General features: G+C 58.7%; 20 protein-coding genes. 10 read left to right on the forward strand and 10 right to left on the reverse strand.

From position 1 onward, the window contains the following. Positions 1 to 609 precede the first annotated feature (609 nt). The 9 genes from OKC43_RS14360 to OKC43_RS14400 all read right to left on the reverse strand — a co-directional run bounded on the left by OKC43_RS14360 (position 610) and on the right by OKC43_RS14400 (position 7374). Positions 610 to 870, reverse strand: a complete 261-nt coding sequence (locus OKC43_RS14360) for a DUF1488 domain-containing protein (protein WP_236272011.1) — start codon at positions 868 to 870, stop codon at positions 610 to 612. Beyond that, a complete protein-coding gene (gene aroE / locus OKC43_RS14365) occupies positions 867 to 1688 on the reverse strand; it encodes a shikimate dehydrogenase (RefSeq protein WP_236272010.1) in 822 nt (273 codons plus the stop codon). Before aroE ends, OKC43_RS14360 begins: the two co-directional genes overlap by 4 nt. A 103-nt stretch (positions 1689 to 1791) precedes the next feature. Next, positions 1792 to 2700, reverse strand: a complete 909-nt coding sequence (gene hemF / locus OKC43_RS14370; RefSeq protein WP_236272009.1) for an oxygen-dependent coproporphyrinogen oxidase — start codon at positions 2698 to 2700, stop codon at positions 1792 to 1794. 112 nt (positions 2701 to 2812) lie between these two features. Next, a complete protein-coding gene (locus OKC43_RS14375) occupies positions 2813 to 3373 on the reverse strand; it encodes a Sua5/YciO/YrdC/YwlC family protein (protein WP_019445779.1) in 561 nt (186 codons plus the stop codon). Positions 3374 to 3508: 135 nt separating this feature from the next. Then, positions 3509 to 4012: a 5-(carboxyamino)imidazole ribonucleotide mutase gene (gene purE, locus OKC43_RS14380; RefSeq protein WP_005339704.1), complete on the reverse strand. Its 504-nt coding sequence runs from the start codon at positions 4010 to 4012 to the stop codon at positions 3509 to 3511. 74 nt (positions 4013 to 4086) lie between these two features. Next, positions 4087 to 4644 carry a DNA topoisomerase family protein gene (locus OKC43_RS14385; RefSeq protein ID WP_236272008.1) on the reverse strand — a complete coding sequence of 186 codons (558 nt, stop codon included), beginning with the start codon at positions 4642 to 4644 and terminating at the stop codon, positions 4087 to 4089. A 55-nt stretch (positions 4645 to 4699) separates the two neighbouring features. After that, on the reverse strand, positions 4700 to 5173 hold the full coding sequence (locus OKC43_RS14390; protein WP_005339699.1) for a DUF494 family protein: 474 nt from the start codon (positions 5171 to 5173) through the stop codon (positions 4700 to 4702). Then, positions 5166 to 6281 (reverse strand): DNA-processing protein DprA, encoded by a 1116-nt coding sequence (dprA, locus tag OKC43_RS14395; RefSeq protein WP_236272007.1) that lies wholly within the window; start codon positions 6279 to 6281, stop codon positions 5166 to 5168. Before dprA ends, OKC43_RS14390 begins: the two co-directional genes overlap by 8 nt. Position 6282: 1 nt before the next feature. Beyond that, positions 6283 to 7374: a LysM peptidoglycan-binding domain-containing protein gene (locus OKC43_RS14400; RefSeq protein ID WP_236272006.1), complete on the reverse strand. Its 1092-nt coding sequence runs from the start codon at positions 7372 to 7374 to the stop codon at positions 6283 to 6285. Positions 7375 to 7482: 108 nt separating this feature from the next. On the opposite strand from OKC43_RS14400, the gene def reads away from it, so the two are divergent. From def to OKC43_RS14425, 5 genes are all read left to right on the forward strand, one after another. After that, positions 7483 to 7995, forward strand: a complete 513-nt coding sequence (def, locus tag OKC43_RS14405; protein ID WP_236272005.1) for a peptide deformylase — start codon at positions 7483 to 7485, stop codon at positions 7993 to 7995. A 12-nt stretch (positions 7996 to 8007) separates the two neighbouring features. Next, positions 8008 to 8952, forward strand: coding sequence for a methionyl-tRNA formyltransferase (fmt, locus tag OKC43_RS14410; protein ID WP_236272004.1), 945 nt, complete (start codon positions 8008 to 8010; stop codon positions 8950 to 8952). Positions 8953 to 9012: 60 nt separating this feature from the next. Next, positions 9013 to 10305, forward strand: a complete 1293-nt coding sequence (rsmB, locus tag OKC43_RS14415; protein WP_069555587.1) for a 16S rRNA (cytosine(967)-C(5))-methyltransferase RsmB — start codon at positions 9013 to 9015, stop codon at positions 10303 to 10305. A 79-nt stretch (positions 10306 to 10384) separates the two neighbouring features. Beyond that, positions 10385 to 11761, forward strand: a complete 1377-nt coding sequence (gene trkA, locus OKC43_RS14420; protein ID WP_005339689.1) for a Trk system potassium transporter TrkA — start codon at positions 10385 to 10387, stop codon at positions 11759 to 11761. 96 nt (positions 11762 to 11857) lie between these two features. Further along, positions 11858 to 13300, forward strand: coding sequence for a TrkH family potassium uptake protein (locus tag OKC43_RS14425; protein WP_069527008.1), 1443 nt, complete (start codon positions 11858 to 11860; stop codon positions 13298 to 13300). Positions 13301 to 13541: 241 nt separating this feature from the next. Here the strand turns inward: OKC43_RS14425 and typA are convergent, their stop codons facing one another. Continuing rightward, a complete protein-coding gene (gene typA / locus OKC43_RS14430) occupies positions 13542 to 15353 on the reverse strand; it encodes a translational GTPase TypA (RefSeq protein ID WP_005339679.1) in 1812 nt (603 codons plus the stop codon). Between the two features lie 351 nt (positions 15354 to 15704). On the opposite strand from typA, the gene glnA reads away from it, so the two are divergent. The 5 genes from glnA (at position 15705) to add (ending at position 21521) form a co-directional block, all read left to right on the forward strand. Then, positions 15705 to 17114, forward strand: a complete 1410-nt coding sequence (gene glnA / locus OKC43_RS14435) for a glutamate--ammonia ligase (RefSeq protein ID WP_005339672.1) — start codon at positions 15705 to 15707, stop codon at positions 17112 to 17114. A gap of 115 nt (positions 17115 to 17229) precedes the next feature. Next, positions 17230 to 17808, forward strand: a complete 579-nt coding sequence (locus OKC43_RS14440; RefSeq protein ID WP_021231489.1) for a DUF4124 domain-containing protein — start codon at positions 17230 to 17232, stop codon at positions 17806 to 17808. Between the two features lie 86 nt (positions 17809 to 17894). Continuing rightward, positions 17895 to 18950 (forward strand): nitrogen regulation protein NR(II), encoded by a 1056-nt coding sequence (glnL, locus tag OKC43_RS14445; protein WP_139444367.1) that lies wholly within the window; start codon positions 17895 to 17897, stop codon positions 18948 to 18950. A 9-nt stretch (positions 18951 to 18959) separates the two neighbouring features. After that, the gene (gene glnG / locus OKC43_RS14450; protein WP_021231490.1) at positions 18960 to 20378 is read left to right on the forward strand and encodes a nitrogen regulation protein NR(I); all 1419 of its coding nucleotides are present in this window, start codon (positions 18960 to 18962) and stop codon (positions 20376 to 20378) included. A gap of 141 nt (positions 20379 to 20519) precedes the next feature. Further along, positions 20520 to 21521, forward strand: a complete 1002-nt coding sequence (add, locus tag OKC43_RS14455; protein WP_021231491.1) for an adenosine deaminase — start codon at positions 20520 to 20522, stop codon at positions 21519 to 21521. The last annotated feature ends 8 nt before the right edge of the window (positions 21522 to 21529 follow it).

Raw genomic sequence — 21529 nt, forward strand, 5'->3', positions numbered from 1 at the left:
ATTAACTTAAGCAGGCGTTGATAGCGTTTTCAAATTCGTTCTTTCAAAACGAACAATAATTACAAAAAGAGACAAAAATGAAATTTAATTACAAAACCTAACCGAAAGGGATAAAAATGAGGCCGGACGACAGTGATGCCATCCAGCCTGAAATAATAAGTTCAAAAAATTGGGAAGAAGCTGAATCTTGAGTACCAGACGACAGGTATTCCTCAAGAAGCAGCCTCATTCTATCAAATGCATCGCCAATTTAAAGCATTTACTCTAAATGGCACGCATAAAAAAACACCCCGACGAGAACCTCATCGGGGCAGCTATTCAGCCACATTCAATTACGTGAAATAAAAGGTCTGAAAGATAGAACATCTTACCTCTGTACCCTACGCAGACAACTGTACAGCAAAGCAGCAGAAAGTGAAAGTAATTTATGTAATTTAGTTTCACAACTTACAGATTAAGAAAAAATCTTTTATTTTCATACAGATAAAAAAATCCCCAGTACGAATACCGGGGAGTTATAAAGGTGACTAGCTAGCACTTCCTCAACTATCTAGTTAGTCAGCGCCATTTCAAAGTAGTTCCGCTACAAAACAAAAAAACTTTGAAAAATCAGAGGTAGATAGCGCCATCCTCAGCAAACTCTTGTTCTTCAATGAGTTTTTTAGCCATGTCTTCAATATCAAAACGTACACTTTCGAAGGCTCTGACGATGTCATCCTCCCTCGTCAGCGCCAGACCTGTCATTCTCTCCAGCCGCCGCTGACTGATGTAACAATCTATCTGCGCCCCCATCTGCTGGGCAGGAAAACGCACCCGCTGTTCGTCAGCCTGCCACTCCATCAGGTCGGGAAACAGAATACCCTGGTTCATATCACCCCCAAGTTACGCTTCAACTCTCTCAATACCTGTTTAGTCCCGGGACGAATTCCGCGCCACACGGTAAACGCTTCGGCGGCCTGTTCCACCAGCATGCCGAGTCCATCCATGGTTTGACGGGCCCCATGCTGTTTGGCCCAACTGATAAACGCCGTATCCGAGGCGCCATACATCATGTCGTAGATGGCAATATCAGTGTGGATCAGGGCAGGGGCCAACGGCGGCAGCTCTCCTTGCAGGCTGGCGGAGGTAGAGTTGATGACGAGATCGAATGGCCCTGCCAACTGCTCATAGGTCTGAGCAGTCACAGGCCCCAGATCGTGGAATTCGGCAGCCAACTGTTGCGCTTTTGTGTGGGTACGGTTGGCGATCACCAGCTCGCTCGGCAACTCAGTCAGCAGCGGCGCCAATGCACCGCGAGCCGCGCCACCGGCACCCAGCAGCAGGATCCGGCTATCCGCCAGCGTCACACCATGGGACTTGAGATCGGCGACCAATCCAGCGCCATCGGTATTATCCCCCAGCAACACGCCATCATCGGTCAGCTTGATGGTATTGACCGCGCCCGCCCGCTTGGCCCTCGGGCTCAAGCGATCGACCAGAGTGAATGCCTGCTCCTTGAACGGCACAGTGACGTTGCAGCCCTTGCCCCCTTGGTCAAAGAAGGTGCACAGGGCTTGGGCAAACTCGTCGACGGCGGGTTCAGCCAGCCCATACTCCAGCTCTTGCTGGGTTTGTCTGGCAAACAGGGTGTGAATGAAGGGGGACTTGCTGTGGCGCACCGGGTGGCCAAAAACCAGATAACGATCCATCAAAGAGTTCCATCAGAGGGCAATATTCCGATTTAACGGGTTTTCACTCTCGGGAACAAGCCGAATAACGGCCAGTAAAAAGGGACCATCATGGTCCCTCGGGTCACAGCCACTCTCGCGGCGTGAGGTAATCGGTGTAGAGCAAGGCTTCAGGAGTGCCCGCCTCCGGCTGCCAGTCATACTCCCAACGTGCCAGCGGTGGCATCGACATCAGGATTGACTCGGTACGTCCGCCGGTCTGCAGCCCGAACAGGGTGCCACGGTCATACACCAGATTGAACTCCACATAACGGCCGCGACGATAGAGCTGGAACTCCCGCTCCCGCTCGCCATAGGGCAGTGCCTTGCGTCGTTCGATGATCGGCAGGTAGGCGTCGAGATAACCCCGACCTACCGCCCGCATAAAGGCAAAGCAGTCGGCAAAGGGCCAGCGATTCAGATCGTCGAAGAAGAGACCGCCCACCCCCCGCGTCTCGTTGCGGTGTTTGAGGAAGAAGTAGCGATCGCACCAAGATTTGAACTCGGGGTAGATCTCATCACCAAATGGCTGGCAGAGATCACGGGAGACCTGATGCCAGTGCTGGACATCCTCGGCAAACGGGTAGAAGGGCGTCAAATCGAAGCCACCGCCAAACCACCAAATGGGCTCTTCACCCTCTTTCTCGGCGATGAAGAAACGGACGTTGGCGTGGCTGGTCGGCACATAGGGGTTGTGCGGATGGATCACCAGCGACACGCCCATCGCCTCGAACTTGCGACCGGCCAACTCTGGCCGATGGGCTGTAGCAGAGGCAGGCATGGCATCGCCATAGACATGGGAGAAGTTGACGCCCCCCTGCTCGATCACAGCGCCGTGGCGCAGCACGCGGGTTCGACCACCACCACCGCCTTCACGGCTCCAGGCATCTTCCACAAAGTGTCCACTGCCATCGGCCTGCTCCAGACCACGGCAGATCTCGTCCTGCAACTGTAACAGGAAGGCCTTGACCTGGGCCACATCCGGTTTGCTCATCTTGTCTCCAGTCAGGCAGGATCGTGAACGCCCTGTCCATTTTTATAGTTAAATCAATCCGATGAGCTCACCGCTCAGCGGATTGATAGCAAATCATGACGTATCCGCCAGCTCAGGAGGGGCGAATAATGGCGCCGGTTCGGGCGTCCTTGATCTCGGAGGGGTTAGCTTGGCCACCCACTTCACCGGGCAGGATATAAGCCAGCTTGCTTGCCAGCCGCTCACCGATATCGGCCACCCGACGGGCAGGCTCCTCACCGGTCAGGTTGGCGCTGGTAGAGACCAGCGGCTTGCCAAAGGCGCGACACAACGCCTGCACCTGAGGATGAGCCGTCACGCGCACCGCCAGGGTCTCGAACTGCCCGGTCAACCAGGCCGGCGTCGTCGCACGGGCAGGCATGATCCAGGTAAAAGGACCGGGCCAGCTGGCTTCAACCCGAGCCAGTTGCTCACCGCTAAGTTGGCTCAGATCGATGTAGTCCTGCAATTGCGCCAAATCGGCAGCAATCAGGATCAACCCCTTCTCCACCGGACGCTGTTTGATGGCCAGCAGTCGCTGCACCGCAACTTCGGAGTCGGGATCACACCCCAGACCAAACACGGCCTCGGTCGCATAAGCAATCACCCCTTCCTGCTGGAGGGCGGCAACCGCCTGTTCAAATTCATTTGGCATAGGAAAAATGCGGCAGCCTGGCTGCCGCCTCGTCACTTAGTAGCAAGTTGAATCCGTATGGCGGCGACCATGGCAAAGTGACGTGTTGCTGTTGCACAGGAAAAATACGACACATCCGGATCGCCATCCGTTCACTTACTTGAGTTGAGCCTGCAGGGCGGCATCCTTAGCCATCACCTCTTCGGCATTCTTCTGGCGTTCGGCCCGAACCTTGGCCGCCAGTTCATCATCGGCTACTGCCAGCATCTGGGCTGCCAGATAACCTGCGTTCTTGGCACCGGCTTTGCCGATCGCCACGGTCGCCACCGGTACACCACCCGGCATCTGCACGGTGGAGAGCAGCGCATCCAGCCCCTTGAGCGGGCCACCATCGATGGGTACCCCGATCACGGGACGAGTCGTGATGCCGGCTACGGCACCCGCCAGATGCGCCGCCAGACCGGCAGCACAGATAAAGACCTTGCAGCCACGGGCCTCGGCATCGGTCACATACTGATGGGTCGCAGCCGGCGTGCGGTGCGCGGAGGTGACTTTGACTTCCACTGCGATATCAAATGACTTGAGCACCTCGAGGGTGGTCTGCATCACGGGGAAATCAGAATCAGAGCCCATCAATACGGCAACAAAGGGTTTATTCATGGTGGGAATTTCCTTACTCCAAGTGGGGGGTTGAAGTTCACCGAAAACGTTTCAATCCGGTTGCGGCGGCCGGATTATACCTGCTCACTTTGGTGGCCGCATTTCTTTTGCGGACAGACCCAACGCAGAGTTCCCCTCACTTTTTTCTCTACCATGATGCCCCAACCACACGCGGGACAAGGCATGGGGATCGGCTTGTCGTTCACCACATATTTGCAGTGTGGATAGCCATCACAGGAGTAAAACTGCTTGCCGTAGCGGGAGGTACGGCTCACCAGATGAGCCTTGCCGCACTCGGGGCAGAGGATCTGGGTATCGTCGCTCTCCTGCAGGGATTCGATATGCTGGCAGGCCGGATACTGGGTACAACCGACAAACAGACCGTAACGCCCCTTCTTGATCGCCAGCGGCTCTCCGCAATCGGGACAGGCAGAACCTTCGAGCACCTTTTCGATGTCGCGGCCGGATGGCGTCAGGGAGCGTATGTAATCACAGGCAGGATAAGCAGAACAGCCAAGAAAGGGGCCATGTTTGCCCTGGCGGATCACCAGCTCGGCCCCGCACTGCGGGCACGGCTCGCGCTCGAAGGCATATTCGTGGGCTGAAAAGAGGTGATGATCGATTTTTGACATGGGCCGCGCCTTGAAATCCAGATGGCCTGAATTCTACCAGCGCGGCACCGGACTGTCAGTGAATGACGCCGTCTGACTCATCAAACACCAGCTCTTCCATCTGCTGGTAGGCATTTTCACTGCCCGGTACGTTGAACAGCACCATCATGACGACCCACTTCAGGTCATCCAGCTCGATATCCGGCTTGTCCAGCTCGAGCAGACGCTCGATACAGATCTCGCGGGTTTCGGCATTCAGCACTTGAGCCTGTTCCAGAAAGAGCAGGAAGCCGCGGCACTCGGTGCTGAGGCGCGCCAGCTCTTGCGGAGCATAGATACGCATCGAGCCTTGCGCGCTGGCGGTAACATAGACCTCCCGCTCGCTATCGTGCAGATTGGCCAGTCGCTCCAGCCAGTCGAGCGCCTTGTCGATCTCTTCTTTATCGAAACCGGCCCGGCTCAACTCGTCGGTGAGCTCATCCTGCTCGACCATCACATCTGCATCGCTGTGGATGTAGGTCTCGAAAAGGTACATCAATACATCAAACATGATTCGCCCTCCTCGCTCTGACGTATCCACCGGCTACCGCCATCACTGCACCGGCCAGCTCCAGCTCTACCAACCTGCCCAATACCACTTCGACAGGAAGCTGGGCCCGCTCGGCAACGGTATCCACGCTCGTGGTCTCATAATCTACGTTATCCAACAAATCGGCATAAGGCAATTCGCTATTATGCGGTTGCTCAGATGATGTAACCGACGGATCTGGCCGTGCGACCCACTCTGGCAGCTCTTCCACTATATCGGCAGCACTCAGCACAAGTTTGGCCCCCTGCTGAATTAATCTGTTGCACCCTATCGCCTGGGCGTTTTGCGGGGCACCGGGTACCGCAAACACTTCACGCCCATGCTCCAGTGCATAGCGTGCTGTGATCAACGAACCGCTCTGCTCGGTCGCCTCCACCACCAGAGTTCCCAGCGACAGACCACTGATAATACGGTTGCGACGAGGAAAATGTTCAGCCAGCGGCCCTTTATCCGGCGCCAGCTCGGAGATAAGCAAACCACCGCTCTCCAGAATCTGGCCTGCCAGCCCCTGATGGCGTTTGGGGTAGAGGCAATCCAGCCCGGAACCCAACACGGCAAGGGTGATACCGCCACAAGCCAGCGCTTGCTGATGGCAAACACCATCGATACCGAGCGCAAGGCCCGAGGTGATGGCTAACCCGCATCCAACCAGCTCGCTACAAAGGCGGGAGGCATTATCTTTGCCTGCATAGGTAGGATGGCGTGTCCCCACCATTGCCAGCTGGGGTAGCGACAGCGTAGCAAGATCGCCACGACAGTAGAGCAACAGGGGGGCTGCGGGGATTTCCCGCAACAAGGGTGGATAAATCGGGTGATCTTGCGGAATAAGGAGATTGTCAGGCAAAGCGGTCCAAGCCAGGCTCTGCTCAACCACCGGCGAGGGCCAGCGCAGTTGTTTGATCTGCTCTGACGACAACCCCATACCATGCAGCTGCGCTTCGTCGCTCTGGAACAGGGCCTCAATACTTCCCCCGGCCCGCTCCAACAGACGTGCAGCGATCACCGGACCGATACCGGTGACCGCATCGAGAGTTAGCCAGAGCGCTAGACGCGCGTCGGGGTAGTTCACGTCAGAAGTGAGTGACCTGATAGCCCGCACTCACCATGTCGTTACTCTGCATGATGAGACCGTAACTCAGCTTGTCATACACCTTGAACAACATGACACGGGCAATCGCTTCAGAGGGCAGTGGTGCCTTCTTGTTGCTGCTGTAAAACACCCGGTTAAAAACCGACGAGAGCTCCTTGTACTGTACATCGCCATTCTTGGTGACCAGAGCAGCACCGGGCCGTCTGACATCCAACACATCCCCGGCGACCAGTTGATCACGGCCACCCCGATTGATCAGCACCACATCAAACTTGCCACCGCCCCGGGTCTTGTTCGGCAAATCGATGATATAGCCCGGCGTGATGGCAGGGGCCGCTTTCGGTGTGAAGACGGCGGGCATGTTTTCCTGAGCCGGCAGCGGCATCACCTTGTCGCCCTGCAGCACTTCGCGCTGGTTATGAGTCAGAGTCACCTCAGTCCGATCGCCATCAAGACGCGCCACGGCCCGCACCACACCGGCAAAGATCGCCTCCTGGCCCAGCAGTTCACCGGTTTCGCGATCCTTGTAGACCACTCCGGGGTGATAAATGCCATAAACCTGCCCCGGCGTCAGGGAGCCCTGCACATAGAGGGTGTCCCCCTCCAGCATGCCGATATGTTTCTGATCCGACCCCAGCAGATAGGGCAAGGTTTTCTGCTGCTGGCTGTCAGCCAGAATATGGTCGGTTTGCAGGAAGGGGCCGATCTCGCTGATAGGCAGGGTCGGAATGGGGTTGGCCTTGTTCTCGTAACGGGTTTTCGGGCCGAGACGGATGACTTGCTTGCCACCCTGCATCGCCTTGCCGAGCCGGGGTTCACCATTGACCCAGCTCAGATGCAGTACATCACCGGGGTAGATCCAGTGAGGATTGGCAATCTGCGGATTGATGTTCCAGAGGCGGGGCCAGAGCCAGGGTTCGGAAAGATACTTGCCGGAGATATCCCACAGGGTGTCGCCTTTTTGCACTACATAGCTTTCGGGGTAACCCGCTTTCAGCCTCAGCTGATCGGCCAGTGCTGCCTGACTCACGGTCACCAGCAGGGAGGCGAGGATGGTTTGCTTCAGATACATAACACTCCCTGTTACTTCTGTACGCAAAGTGTTGCTGTTTTTTGTCGGCGTAAATGACTAGAATTACGCCAATATTGACTGCATTTATACGAAACTAAAGAAAAAACTATGGCCATTCTAGATGTATTGCGTTTTCCCGATGAGCGCCTGCGCACCGTTGCAGCCCCTGTCGAGACCTTTACACCCGAGTTACAACAGATTGTAGATGATATGTTCGAAACCATGTACGCGGAGGAAGGCATTGGCCTGGCCGCGACTCAGGTCGACATTCACCAGCGCATCATAGTGATCGATGTCTCTGAAAACCGTGAAGATCCTCTGGTATTGATCAATCCGGAGGTCATCGAGCAGTGCGGCAGCACCGGCATTGAAGAGGGTTGCCTCTCCGTGCCCGGCAGCCGTGCTCTGGTGCCTCGCGCTGAACAGATCAAAATCCGCTCCCTGGATCGCAACGGCAAGCCGTTCGAGCTGGAAGCGGACGATCTGCTCGCCATCTGCATCCAGCATGAGATGGATCATCTGGTCGGCAAGCTGTTTGTGGATTACTTGTCCCCGCTCAAGCGCCAGCGCATTCGCCAGAAGCTGGAAAAGATGGCCCGTGAAGATCGCAAAGTCCTCTGAGGATCTGCCCCATTGAATAAGCTGAAACTGATTTTTGCCGGTACTCCCGACTTCGCCGCCCGTCACCTGGCGGCGTTGTTGTCTTCCGACCACGAGGTCGTTGCCGTTTATACCCAGCCTGACAAGCCCGCTGGCCGTGGCCAGAAGCTCACCGCCAGCCCGGTCAAAGAGCTGGCGCTGGTCCACAACCTGCCGGTTTACCAACCTGCCTCTCTGCGCAAGGAAGAGGCGCAAGCCGAACTGGCCGCCCTTGGCGCCGACCTGATGGTGGTAGTTGCCTATGGCCTGATCCTGCCCAAGGTGGTGCTCGATACCCCGCGTCTGGGCTGCATCAACGTCCATGGCTCCCTGCTGCCTCGCTGGCGCGGTGCCGCACCGATCCAGCGATCTATCTGGGCGGGCGATGCCGAAACTGGCGTCACCATCATGCAGATGGATGTGGGATTGGATACCGGCGCCATGATCCGCAAAGTGACCTGCCCCATCGCCGCCGACGAGACCTCCGCCAGCCTCTATGACAAGCTGGCCGAGCTGGGCCCGCAGGCACTGGTCGACACCATCAATGCCATGGCCGCCGGTGAAACCGCTGCCGAGGCGCAAGATGATGCGCTGGCCAACTACGCCGAAAAGCTCTCCAAGGAAGAGGCCCGCATCGACTGGTCGATGGAGGCTGTTGCCATCGAACGCTGCATCCGCTCGTTCAACCCCTGGCCCATCAGCTGGTTTGAAGTGGCTGACCAGACCGTCAAGGTATGGCAAGCCGCCGTCATTGACAGCGACCACGGCCAACCCGCCGGCACCCTGCTCAAGGCCGACAAGCAGGGGATCGATATCGCGACCGGCAAAGGGGTACTGCGCCTTCTGACCCTGCAACCGCCCGGCAAGAAGGCGATGTCCGTTTCGGATCTGCTCAACTCTCGCCGCGACTGGTTTGAACCCGGCACGCAATTGAATTGAACTGGATTGAATTGACACAAGCGGGGCCCAGGCCCCGACTTGCGCATCTAAGGTAACTCTATGAAAACACGTGCACAGGCCGCTCTCGTTATTCAACAGGTGCTGGATCAGGGTCAATCCCTCTCCGCTGTTCTGCCTGCTGCCCAGGAGAAGGTTGCACCTCGCGATCGCGCTCTCCTGCAAGAACTCTGCTACGGCACCCTGCGCTGGCTACCCCGCCTCGATGCGGCAGTCAACGAGATGATGGACAAGCCGCTCAAAAACAAGAGCCGCATTTTCCACTACCTCATCCTGGTCGGTCTCTATCAGCTCATCTACACCCGCATTCCGGCTCACGCCGCGGTGGCCGAGACCGTCAACGCCGTCAAACTGCTCAAGGGCACCTCCCTGCGTGGCCTCATCAACGGCGTGCTGCGCAACTTCCAGCGCAGCGCCGAAGTCATTCTGCTGCGTATCGACCGCGTTCCCAGCATTCGCCTCGGTCATCCGGAGTGGCTCACCAAGCGCCTGCGTCAGGCCTATCACGATGAGTGGGAATTCATCATGGAGGCGAACAACCAGCGCCCCCCCATGTGGATCCGCAACAACAGCCAGCGCCAGAGCCGCGATGCGATGCTGGCTCGCATGGCTGAAGTCGGCATCAATGCCGTGGCCGGTGAAGAGGGCGAGGATTGCATCCTGCTGGAGCGTCCTTGCGATGTGACCAAGTTGCCCGGCTTCGAGGTCGGCGACTGCTCGGTACAGGATGGCGCTGCACAACAGGCCGCGGCACTGCTCGACCCGCAACCGGGTGAGTGGGTACTGGATGCCTGCGCGGCACCCGGTGGCAAGACTGCCCACCTGCTGGAGCGTCAGCCCAAGCTGGCTGGCGTGGTTGCCGTCGATGCCGACGAGAACCGCCTCAAGCGAGTGCAGGAGAACCTGGACCGCATCGGCCTGACCGCCAAGGTGATCCATGGCGATGCCGCGGCACCGGAACAGTGGTGGCCGGAGGGTCAGTTCGACCGCATCCTGCTGGATGCTCCCTGCTCCGCCACCGGTGTCATCCGCCGCCACCCAGACATCAAGTGGTTGCGCCGTGATCAGGACATCCGCGAGCTGGCCGAGCTGCAGCGCCGCATTCTCAATGCCCTCTGGGGCAAGCTGAAAAGCGGCGGTACCCTGCTCTACGCCACCTGCTCCGTATTGCCGGAAGAGAACCGCGAACAGATCCGCGCCTTCCTTGCCGCGACCAAAGATGCCAAATTGGTGCCATTGCACGAACAGGACACCCCGGACTGCCCGGGTCGCCAGTTCCTGCCGGGTGAAGCCGAGATGGATGGCTTCTACTACGCAAAGCTGGTCAAGCTGTGACGCTGACATGCTTCTTCCGGGGCAATCGCCATGCAGGCGAAATGCCCCTTTACTGCCTCAACGTGAGTAGACGTTCCCTATGAAAATCATCATTTTGGGAGCCGGCCAGGTCGGCGGTACTCTGGCCGAGAACCTAGCCGGAGAGAACAACGACATCACCATCGTCGATACCGACAGTGAGCGCCTGCGCGAGTTACAAGACAAGTTCGACCTGCGGGTGGTCAACGGGCACGGCGCTCACCCCAAGGTGCTGCGCGAAGCGGGTGCTCAGGATGCCGACATGCTGGTCGCCGTCACCAACAGTGACGAGACCAACATGATCGCCTGTCAGGTGGCCTACTCCCTGTTCAACACCCCGAACAAGGTGGCGCGGATCCGCTCGCCGGCCTATCTGACCGAGCGGGATCGCCTGTTCCTGCCGGAATCGGTGCCGGTGGATCACCTGATCGCGCCGGAGCAACTGGTGACCGACTATGTGCGTCGCCTGATCGAATACCCGGGCGCCCTGCAAGTGGTTGATTTTGCAGGTGGCCGCGTTGGTCTGGTGGCGGTCAAGGCCTACTACGGTGGCCCGCTGGTGGGCAACGCCCTCTCCACCCTGCGTGAGCACATGCCCAACATCGAAACTCGCGTAGCGGCCATCTTCCGTCAGGGCCGCCCGATCCGTCCGCAAGGTACCACCATCATCGAAGCGGATGACGAGGTCTTCTTCGTCGCCGCCGCGGGCCATATCCGTGCCGTGATGTCGGAGCTGCAGCGCCTCGAGAGCCCCTACCGCCGCATCATGATCGTCGGTGGTGGCAATATTGGCGCCGGTCTCGCCCGCCAGCTGGAGAAGCGCTACAGCGTGAAGCTTATCGAGCGCAACCAGAAGCGGGCGGAGCAGCTCTCCGAACTGCTGGAGAACACCATCGTCTTCTGCGGCGATGCGGCGGATCAGGAGCTGCTGGCCGAGGAGCATATCGATCAAATCGACGTCTTCATCGCCGTGACCAACGAGGATGAGGCCAACATCATGTCGGCGCTGCTCGCCAAGAAGATGGGTGCCAAGAAGACCATGGTGCTGATCCAGCGCGGCGCTTACGTGGATCTGGTGCAGGGTGGCTCCATCGATATCGCCATCTCGCCCCAACAGGCCACCATCTCGGCCCTGCTGACCCATGTGCGCCGAGCCGATATCGCCAACGTCTACAGCCTGCGCCGCGGCGCGGCCGAGGCGATCGAGGCGATTGCCCACGGCGATGAGAACACCTCCAAGGTGGTCGGCAAGACGGTGGGCGAGCTCAAGCTGCCGCCGGGCACCACCATCGGTGCCGTGGTGCGCGGGGATGAGGTGCTGATCGCCCACGATCGCACCAAGATCCAGCAGGATGACCACGTGGTCATGTTCCTGGTGGACAAGAAGTACATCCCGGAAGTGGAGCGGCTGTTCCAGCCAAGCCCCTTCTTCCTGTAACGTCTTCATGCGCACAGGCTGTCAAACCAGACCCGGCTCAGCTCCCCCAAGGGGATGGTCCGGGTCTTTTGTTAATCAACGACCAGGTTATCGAACATGATCAAGCTGCGTCCCATTATCTTCACCCTCGGGCTTGTGCTCTCCAAGCTGGCGCTCTTCATGTGGCTGCCCACCTTGCTGGCACTGCTCACCGGGTCAGAGGGATTTGTCGAGTTTCTCAAGTCCGTGCTGATCACCCACGGCGCTGCCCTGCTCTGCCTCCACTACGGTCGCAAGGCGGAGTTTCATCTGGGGGTGCGGGAGATGTTCCTGCTCACCACCTCGGTCTGGGTGGTGGCCTGCATCTTCGGCGCCCTGCCCTTTGTCTTCATCACCCACATCAACTTCACCGATGCCTATTTCGAGACCATGTCGGGGGTGACCACCACGGGCTCCACCGTGCTCTCCGGCCTCGACAACATGGCCCACAGCATCCTGTTGTGGCGTTCCATCCTGCAGTGGTTGGGTGGAGTAGGCTTTATCGTGATGGCGGTAGCCGTGCTGCCCTACCTCAACGTCGGCGGCATGAAGCTGTTCCAGACCGAGAGCTCGGACTGGTCGGACAAAAGCGCCCCGCGTGCCAAGACAGTCGCCAACAACATCGTCGTGGTCTATCTGGTGCTCTCCATGCTCTGTTTCATGGCCTACTGGGCCAGCGGCATGAACATGTTCGAGGCGATCAACCACGCCATGACCACTCTCAGTACCGGCGGCTACTCCACCTCCGATCAATCCATGTCCCACTTCTCCAACTCGGCACACTGGATTGGCACCCTGTTCATGTTCCTCGGTGGCCTGCCCTTCCTGCTCTATGTGCAGAGCCTCAACCACAGGGACAACAGCCTGTTCAAGGATGCCCAGGTGCGAGGCTTCTTCTGGCTGGTGGTCTGGGTCACCGTCATCATGACCTTCTATCTGTGGGAGAGAGACCTGTTCGGCTTCTGGGATGCCCTGCGCATCAGCTGCTTCAACATCGTCTCGGTGCTCACCACCACCGGCTACGGCCTTGGTGACTTTGGCACCTGGGGGCCGCTCGCCAGCATCGTCTTCATCGTGCTGCTGGCTCTTGGGGCCTGTTCAGGCTCCACTGCGGGTGGTCTCAAGATCTTCCGGGTACAGGTGGCATTCGCCCTGTTCAGAAAGCAGATGCGCCAGCTGATGCACCCCTCTGCCGTATTCCCGCAGAAGTACAACGGCCGGACGGTCAATGACGCCATCATCCGCTCGATGATCTCCTTCGTACTGGCCTACTTCGCCATCATTCTGGTGATAGCTGCACTGTTGGGCGCCATCGGGCTTGACCCCCTGACGGCTATCTCCAGCTCCATCACGGCGGTCGCCAACGTCGGCCCGGGCATGGGCCCGGTGGTCGGCCCCAGCACCAACTTTGCCAGCCTGCCGGAATCGGCCAAATGGCTTTTGTCATTCGGCATGCTGCTGGGACGACTGGAGATCCTGACGGTCGCCGTGCTCTTCTTCCCCTCCTTCTGGCGCCAGTAACCCCTTACTGCAAGCCAGCAAAAAGCCGCAGCGTTCATCCGCTGCGGCTTTTTTATCTCACCCACCCCCACGACCTTCGCTCAACGCTCATCAGCCCCATTACCGGATGGCCTGAACGAGCTCATCAGGATGGCCAGAGCGGAGCACAAGCATAAAAAAACGGACCCAAACCAAAGGTTTGGGTCCGTTTATCAGTGAACCGTCAGCGGCCGCAAGGGCTGCCGAGACTCAGCACATGGCATTAACCACGGCCAGAGCGCTTGCGATCCAGCTCGGTCAGCAATTTCTTGCGGATACGGATGTTCTTCGGAGTCACTTCTACCAGTTCGTCGTTATCGATGAACTCGAGAGCCTGTTCCAGAGTCATGCGGATCGGCGGAGTCAGCACTTGAGCTTCGTCGGTACCGGAGGCACGCATGTTGGTCAGCTGTTTGCCTTTCAGGCAGTTAACAGTCAGGTCGTTGGAACGGGAGTGAATACCGATCACCTGGCCTTCGTACACTTCGGTCGCGTGACCGATGAACAGACGACCGCGGTCTTGTAGACCGAACAGGGCGTAAGTCAGTGCTTTACCGGTAGCGTTGGAGATCAGCACGCCGTTCTGACGCTCGCCGATGCTGCCACCCTTGTGCGGACCGTAGTGGTCGAAGGTGTGGTACAGCAGACCGGTACCTGAGGTCATGGTCATGAACTCGGTCTGGAAACCGATCAGGCCACGGCTCGGGATCATGAAGTCCAGACGGACACGACCCTTACCATCCGGAGTCATGTTGGTCATTTCGCCTTTACGCAGACCCAGTTGCTCCATCACGGAACCCTGGTGCGCTTCTTCAACGTCCACAGTTACGGTTTCGAACGGTTCTTGCAGAACGCCATCAACGGTACGCAGGATTACTTCCGGACGAGACACAGCCAGTTCGTAACCTTCGCGACGCATGTTTTCGATCAGGATGGAGAGGTGCAGTTCACCACGACCGGATACACGGAACTTGTCCGGATCATCAGTCTCTTCCACACGCAGAGCCACGTTGTGGACCAGCTCCTGGTTCAGACGCTCCAGAATGTTACGGGAGGTCACGAACTTGCCCTCTTTACCGGCGAACGGTGAGGTATTGACCTGGAAGGTCATGTTCACGGTCGGCTCGTCAACGGAGAGCGGCGGCAGGGCTTCAACGGCACCGTTGTCACAGATGGTGTCGGAGATTTTCAGCTCGCCCAGACCGGTGATAGCGATGATGTCACCCGCTTGCGCGTCGGTAACTTCAGTACGGGACAGACCCAGGTAACCCAGCACCTGACCGACTTTACCGTTACGGGTCTTGCCGTCAGCACCAACGATGGTGACTTGCTGGTTGGTCTTGACGCGACCACGGGTGATACGGCCGATACCGATAACACCCACGTAGGAGTTGTAGTCCAGCTGGGAGATCTGCATCTGGAAACCACCTTCGGCATCAGCCTTCGGCGCTTCAACGTTGTCAACGATAGCCTGGAACAGCGGCTCCATGTTTTCGGACTCGACGTCCTGATCCATGGTGGCCCAACCGTTCAGTGCAGAGGCGTAAACAACTTTGAAATCCAGCTGTTCGTCAGTCGCGCCCAGGTTGTCGAACAGGTCGAATACCTGATCCATTACCCAGTCAGGACGAGCACCCGGACGGTCAACCTTGTTGATGACCACGATCGGCTTCAGACCCTGAGCGAACGCTTTCTGGGTCACGAAACGGGTTTGCGGCATCGGGCCGTCTACGGCGTCAACCAGCAGCAGCACGGAGTCAACCATGGACAGTACGCGCTCTACTTCACCACCGAAGTCGGCGTGACCCGGGGTATCAACGATGTTGATGCGGTAGTCATTCCAGCGGATCGCAGTGTTCTTGGCGAGAATGGTGATGCCACGTTCCCGTTCCAGATCATTGGAGTCCATGATCCGTTCCTGGCCTTCCGTGGAGCGGTCCAGGGTGCCGGACTGCTGCAGCAGCTTATCAACCAGAGTCGTTTTGCCGTGGTCAACGTGCGCAATAATCGCAATATTGCGTAAATTCTCTAACATTCTCGCCTCAATCACCGGGTAAAATTGGGCGCTAATTGTACTCTTGCCTTTGTGATCTGCCTAGCAGAATTGCAGTACATTCGCGCATAACAACAGATCTGGATCATAGACCTCTCTGACAAACCCTGCTTAGATGGGCGGTGACCGTATTTCGCGCACCATTACAGTGCACCAAAACGATCCACCATCGCACTAAATTGATGCAACGCGAGTCGAGATCGCCTGATTTTGGGGAGCCTCTTCAGCGAGATTGCCCTGAAATCAAGCTGTCACAAACTTGGCACGATACTGGCTTATGTGAATACGACGACGCATTCACCCAGAGAGTTTTAACACCGGAGGTTACTTAGCATGTCAGCCCAGAACGTTTTGGCCCTGATCCAGGAACACGAAGTCAAGTTTGTTGATCTGCGCTTTACCGACACCAAGGGTAAAGAGCAGCATGTATCCATCCCTGCTCACCAGGTTGATGAAGATTTCTTCGAAGACGGCAAGATGTTCGATGGTTCCTCCATCGGCGGCTGGAAGGGCATCAACGAATCCGACATGGTACTGATGCCGGACGCAGCCTCCGCCAAGCTGGACCCGTTCACCGAAGAGACCACCCTGAACATCGTTTGTGACGTGCTGGAGCCTGCCACCATGCAGGGCTATGACCGCGATCCGCGCTCCATCGCCAAACGTGCAGAAGATTTCCTGAAGTCCAGCGGCATTGCTGACACCGTGCTGTTCGGGCCGGAGCCGGAATTCTTCATGTTCGACAACATTACTTTCTCCAACACCATGGGCCACAGCTTCGTGAAAATCGAATCTGAAGAAGCCGCATGGAACTCCGGCACTGCCTATGAGCATGGCAACAAGGGTCACCGTCCGTTCGTGAAAGGCGGTTACTTCCCGGTTGCACCGGTCGACTCCTCCCAGGATATCCGCGCCGCCATGTGTCTGGTGCTGGAAGAGATGGGCCAGGTCGTTGAAGCTCACCACCACGAAGTGGCTACTGCCGGTCAGAACGAAATCGCTACCCGCTTCAACACTCTTACGCTGAAAGCTGACGAAGTGCAGGTACTGAAGTACGTGATCCACAACGTGGCCCACGCCTACAACAAGACCGTGACCTTCATGCCGAAACCCATGTTCGGTGACAACGGCTCCGGCATGCACTGCCACCAGTCTCTGGCCAAGAACGGCGTCAACCTGTTCGCTGGTGACCTGTACGGCGGTCTGTCCGAGATGGCTCTGCACTACATCGGCGGTATCATCAAGCACGCCAAGGCCATCAACGCCTTCGCCAACCCGACCACCAACTCTTACAAGCGTCTGGTTCCGGGTTATGAAGCACCGGTCATGCTGGCCTACTCTGCCCGCAACCGCTCTGCCTCCATCCGTATCCCGGTGGTACCGAGCCCGAAAGCCCGTCGTATCGAAGTGCGCTTCCCGGATCCGGCTGCCAACCCGTACCTGGCCTTCGCAGCCCAGCTGATGGCCGGTCTGGACGGTATCATCAACAAGATCCATCCGGGCGATGCCATGGACAAGAACTTGTACGACCTGCCGCCGGAAGAAGCCGCAGAAGTGCCGACCGTTGCCGGTTCTCTGGACGAAGCCCTGGCCGCTCTGGATGCTGACCGCGAGTTCCTGACCCGCGGCGGCGTGTTCAGCGATGACTTCATCAACTCCTATCTGGAACTGAAACAGCAGGATGTTGACCGTGTGCGCATGACCCCGCACCCGCTGGAGTTCGAACTGTACTACTCCGTCTAAGTCTCAGCAGACTGGCCGTTTAAATCAGGTCAGCTTGCTTAATCGTGACAAAACCCGCCATCTGGCGGGTTTTTTCTCTGATAGGATTAAGCAAAATACCGTCAAGGAGAGATGGATGAACAACAAGCATGGCATAGGGGTGCTCAGCCTCCTGTTGCTGACCTCGTTCGCTGCGGACGCGGCCAAGGTCTACTCCTGGGTCGATGGCAATGGCATCACCCACTACTCGGATGCGCCACCACCCGGCAAAAACGCCAAAGAGGTCGATCTGCGGGTCGCCCCGCTGCTGGGCAGCAGCGCGCCCAGATCGGTGCAAGTGGATAACTTCAACAGCCTGACCGGCGCCGATGCCAAGAAAGAAAAAGAGGCAGCCAAGCTGACCATCGAACTGCTCTCCCCGGAACAGGGCAGCACCCTGCGCGACAACACAGGCAACATCGTCTTTCAGGGCACCATCAGCCCCAAACCTCCGACCCAGTATGATGTGCGCCTGACCCTGGATGGCAAAGCCGCCCCCATCGTCAGCAACAGCCTCTCTGTCCGGGTCGAAAACGTCGATCGCGGCGCCCACGAGGCTCAGCTCGAGCTGCTCGCTAAAGACGGTACGATCCTTGCTAAATCCAGTGCAGTCACCTTTTACCTGCATAGAGCGAGCGTGACGCCGGCTCCCAAACCCACCCCCAAAGCCGACTAGGGGTGATATAGCGCACCGATGCGGGTAAACTCTATGCACCATATCGGTGCATAACAGGTGTGTAGCACCGTTTTAGGGAGAAACCTGTGCCAACCCGCTCGGACAACGCCAAAACACTCTTGGATAATTTGCTGACCGCCGTGATCCTGATGGATGAGCGGCTCTGCATCCAATTCGTCAACCCGGCGGCTGAACAGCTGCTCTCCCTCAGTGAACGCAGGCTGATCGGCATCGAACTGCCCCATCTGCTGGAACATATCTCCCTCGATTTGCAGCGGCTCAAGCAGTGCCTCGCGTCAGGGCAGGGCTTTACCGATAGCGAAGTGACTCTGGTGGTAGAGGGAGAACCGCGACTGGTGGAGCTGAGCGCCACCCCGATGGCCGACCACGAACAGCGTCTGCTGGTGGTGGAGCTGCGCAAGATCGACCAGCAGAAGAAGATCAGCCAGGAGCAGCAACAACATGCCCAGCAGCTGGCGGCCAAGGAGCTGGTGCGCGGGCTGGCCCACGAAATCAAGAATCCCCTCGGCGGCCTGCGCGGCGCAGCCCAGCTGCTGCAAAAAGAGCTGCCGGATCCGGCGCTGCGCGAATATACCGGCATCATCATCGAACAGGCCGATCGGCTGCGGGTACTGGTCGATCGGCTGCTCGGCCCCCAGCGCCCCGGCCGTCACCAGATGCACAATGTCCATTCGGTGCTGGAGCAGGTACGCCGACTGGTGGAGCTAGAACTCCCTCCCTCTGTTCGCATCGAGCGGGATTACGATCCCAGCATCCCCGAATTCGAGATGGAGCCGGATCAGCTGCAGCAGGCGTTTCTCAACATAGTGCGCAATGCCGCCGAAGCGCTCGGCGATCAAACCGGGCTTATCCGTATCAAGACCCGCACCGCGTTCCAGATCACCATCCACGGCCAGCGTTACCGGCTGGCGGCGGAGATCAAGATCATCGACAACGGCCCCGGCATTCCCGATGCCATTCGTGACACCCTGTTCTACCCGATGATCACCGGCAAGGAGGGGGGCACCGGGCTCGGCCTCTCCATCGCCCAGAACCTGATCGACCAGCACAAGGGGCGAATTGACTGCATCAGCTGGCCAGGTCACACCGAATTCACCATTTTTCTACCGCTTCGCAAGTAAGGGAACCCCATGACCGCCAAAGTGTGGATCGTCGATGACGACAGTTCTATCCGCTGGGTGCTGGAGCGCACTCTCGGCAGCGAAGGCTTCAACTGCGAGAGCTTTGCCGATGGCGAAGCCCTGCTGCACGCCCTTGAGCTGCGCTCGCCCGATGTGATCCTCTCCGATATCCGGATGCCCGGCATCGACGGCCTGAGCCTGCTTGAGCAGATCCATCGCCGTCAGGCCGATCTGCCCATCATCATCATGACCGCCCACTCGGATCTCGACAGCGCGGTCAACGCCTACCAGCGAGGCGCCTTCGAGTACCTGCCCAAACCGTTCGACATCGACGAAGCGGTTACCCTGGTGCGCCGCGCCGAGAATCACCTCAAGGAGCAGCGCACCAAGCGCAAGTCTCGTCAGCAAGAGACCACCGCCACTCCCGAGATCATCGGTGAAGCACCGGCGATGCAGGAGGTGTTCCGCGCCATCGGCCGCCTGTCACGCTCCAGCATCTCGGTGCTGATCAACGGTCAAAGCGGTACCGGCAAGGAGCTGGTCGCCCACGCCCTGCACAAGCACAGCCCGCGCGCCCACAAGAACTTTATCGCCCTCAACATGGCTGCCATTCCGAAAGATCTCATCGAATCGGAGCTGTTCGGTCACGAGAAGGGGGCTTTCACCGGCGCCAACAACATCCGCCACGGCCGCTTCGAGCAGGCTGACGGCGGCACCCTGTTTCTCGACGAGATCGGTGACATGCCGCTGGATGTGCAGACCCGGCTGCTGCGGGTCTTGGCCGATGGCCAGTTCTACCGGGTCGGCGGCCACCAGCCGGTGCAGGTGGATGTACGGATCATCGCAGCCACCCACCAGAATCTGGAGAAACGGGTCGCCGATGGCGAGTTTCGGGAAGACCTGTTCCACCGTCTCAACGTCATCCGCATCCACATCCCCGCCCTCAAGGAGCGCCGTGAGGATATCCCCCAGCTGGCCCGTCACTTCCTGCTGCGCGCAGCCAAAGAGCTGAACGTCGAGGCCAAGAGCCTGCACCCGGATACCCAGGCCTATATCAGCCGCCTGCCCTGGCCGGGCAACGTGCGCCAGCTGGAGAACGTCTGCCGCTGGCTCACCGTGATGGCCTCGGGGCAAGAAGTGCTGGTCGGCGACCTGCCTGCCGAGCTGCTCACCCCCATCACCCACAACGCCGAACCGGGCCAACCGGCGTTGCCCGGTTGCTGGCAGCAACAGTTGCAAGAGTGGGTGGCCAGCAAGTTGGCGCTGGGAGAGACAGACATCCTGGCCGATGCCATGCCCCAGTTCGAGCGGATCATGCTGGAAACCGCGCTGGAGCACACCCACGGCCACAAGCAGGAGGCGGCGCGCCTGCTCGGTTGGGGCCGCAACACACTCACTCGCAAGCTGAAGGAACTCGATCTCTCCTGAGTCCCTGGGAAAAACGATTCCCATCACGCCCTGACAAATCACCGCCCGCCAGAACCCCGTTTAACCATAAACGGGGTATCTTTTTTGAAAGCCCCGCCTAGAATGGCAGGCTTTCAAACCTGACTCGACGAGGGCGCCCCCATGATTGACAGATCTCTCCCCCTGACCGACCTGCACCGCCATCTGGACGGCAACATCCGCCCGCAAACCATCCTCGAGCTGGGTCGCCAACACAATATCCAGCTGCCCGCCTTCGAACTGGAAGCGCTGCGCCCCCACGTACAGATCGTCGAAAACGAGCCGAGTCTGGTTGCCTTCCTGAAGAAACTGGACTGGGGTGTGGCCGTGCTGGCTGACTATGATGCCTGCCGCCGGGTCGCCTACGAGAACGTGGAAGATCTGCTGCGCGCCGGTATCGACTATGCCGAGCTACGCTTCAGCCCTGCCTATATGGCGATGACCCACAAGCTGCACCCGCAGGGTGTAGTAGAAGCTATCATCGACGGCGTGGCCGCAGGCAGCCGTGACTTCGGTATCAAGACCAACCTGATCGGCATCATGAGCCGCACCTTCGGCACCGAGCAGTGCAATCAGGAGCTGGCCGCCTGTCTGGCCCACCGCGACAAGCTGGTGGCCATCGATCTGGCTGGTGACGAGCTGGGGTTCCCGGGCGAACTCTTTGTCGACCACTTCCGCAAGGTGCGCGATGCAGGCATGCGCGTCACCGTACACGCCGGTGAAGCCGCTGGCCCCGAGAGCATGTGGCAAGCCATTCGCGAGCTGGGCGCCGAGCGTATCGGCCACGGCGTCAAAGCGATTCAGGATCCGGCCCTGATGGCCTATCTGGCCGAGCACCGCATCGGCATCGAATCCTGCCTCACCTCCAACGTCCAGACCACCACGGTAGCGAGCCTGACCGAACACCCGATCCGCCAGTTCCTGGCCGCCGGCGTGCTGGCCTGCCTCAACACCGATGACCCGGCGGTGGAAGGGATCGACCTGCCGCACGAATATGAGGTGGCCGCTCCGGCTGCTGGTATGACCGCCAGCGAGATCCGCACCGCCCAGCAGAACGGCCTGACCCTGGCCTTCCTGAGCGATAGCGAGAAAGCCGAGCTGAGCGCCCGCGCCGCCAGCCGCTGATCCACACC

The sequence above is a fragment of the Aeromonas sp. Y289-2 genome (assembly GCF_027705925.1).
Classification (GTDB): domain Bacteria; phylum Pseudomonadota; class Gammaproteobacteria; order Enterobacterales; family Aeromonadaceae; genus Aeromonas; species Aeromonas veronii.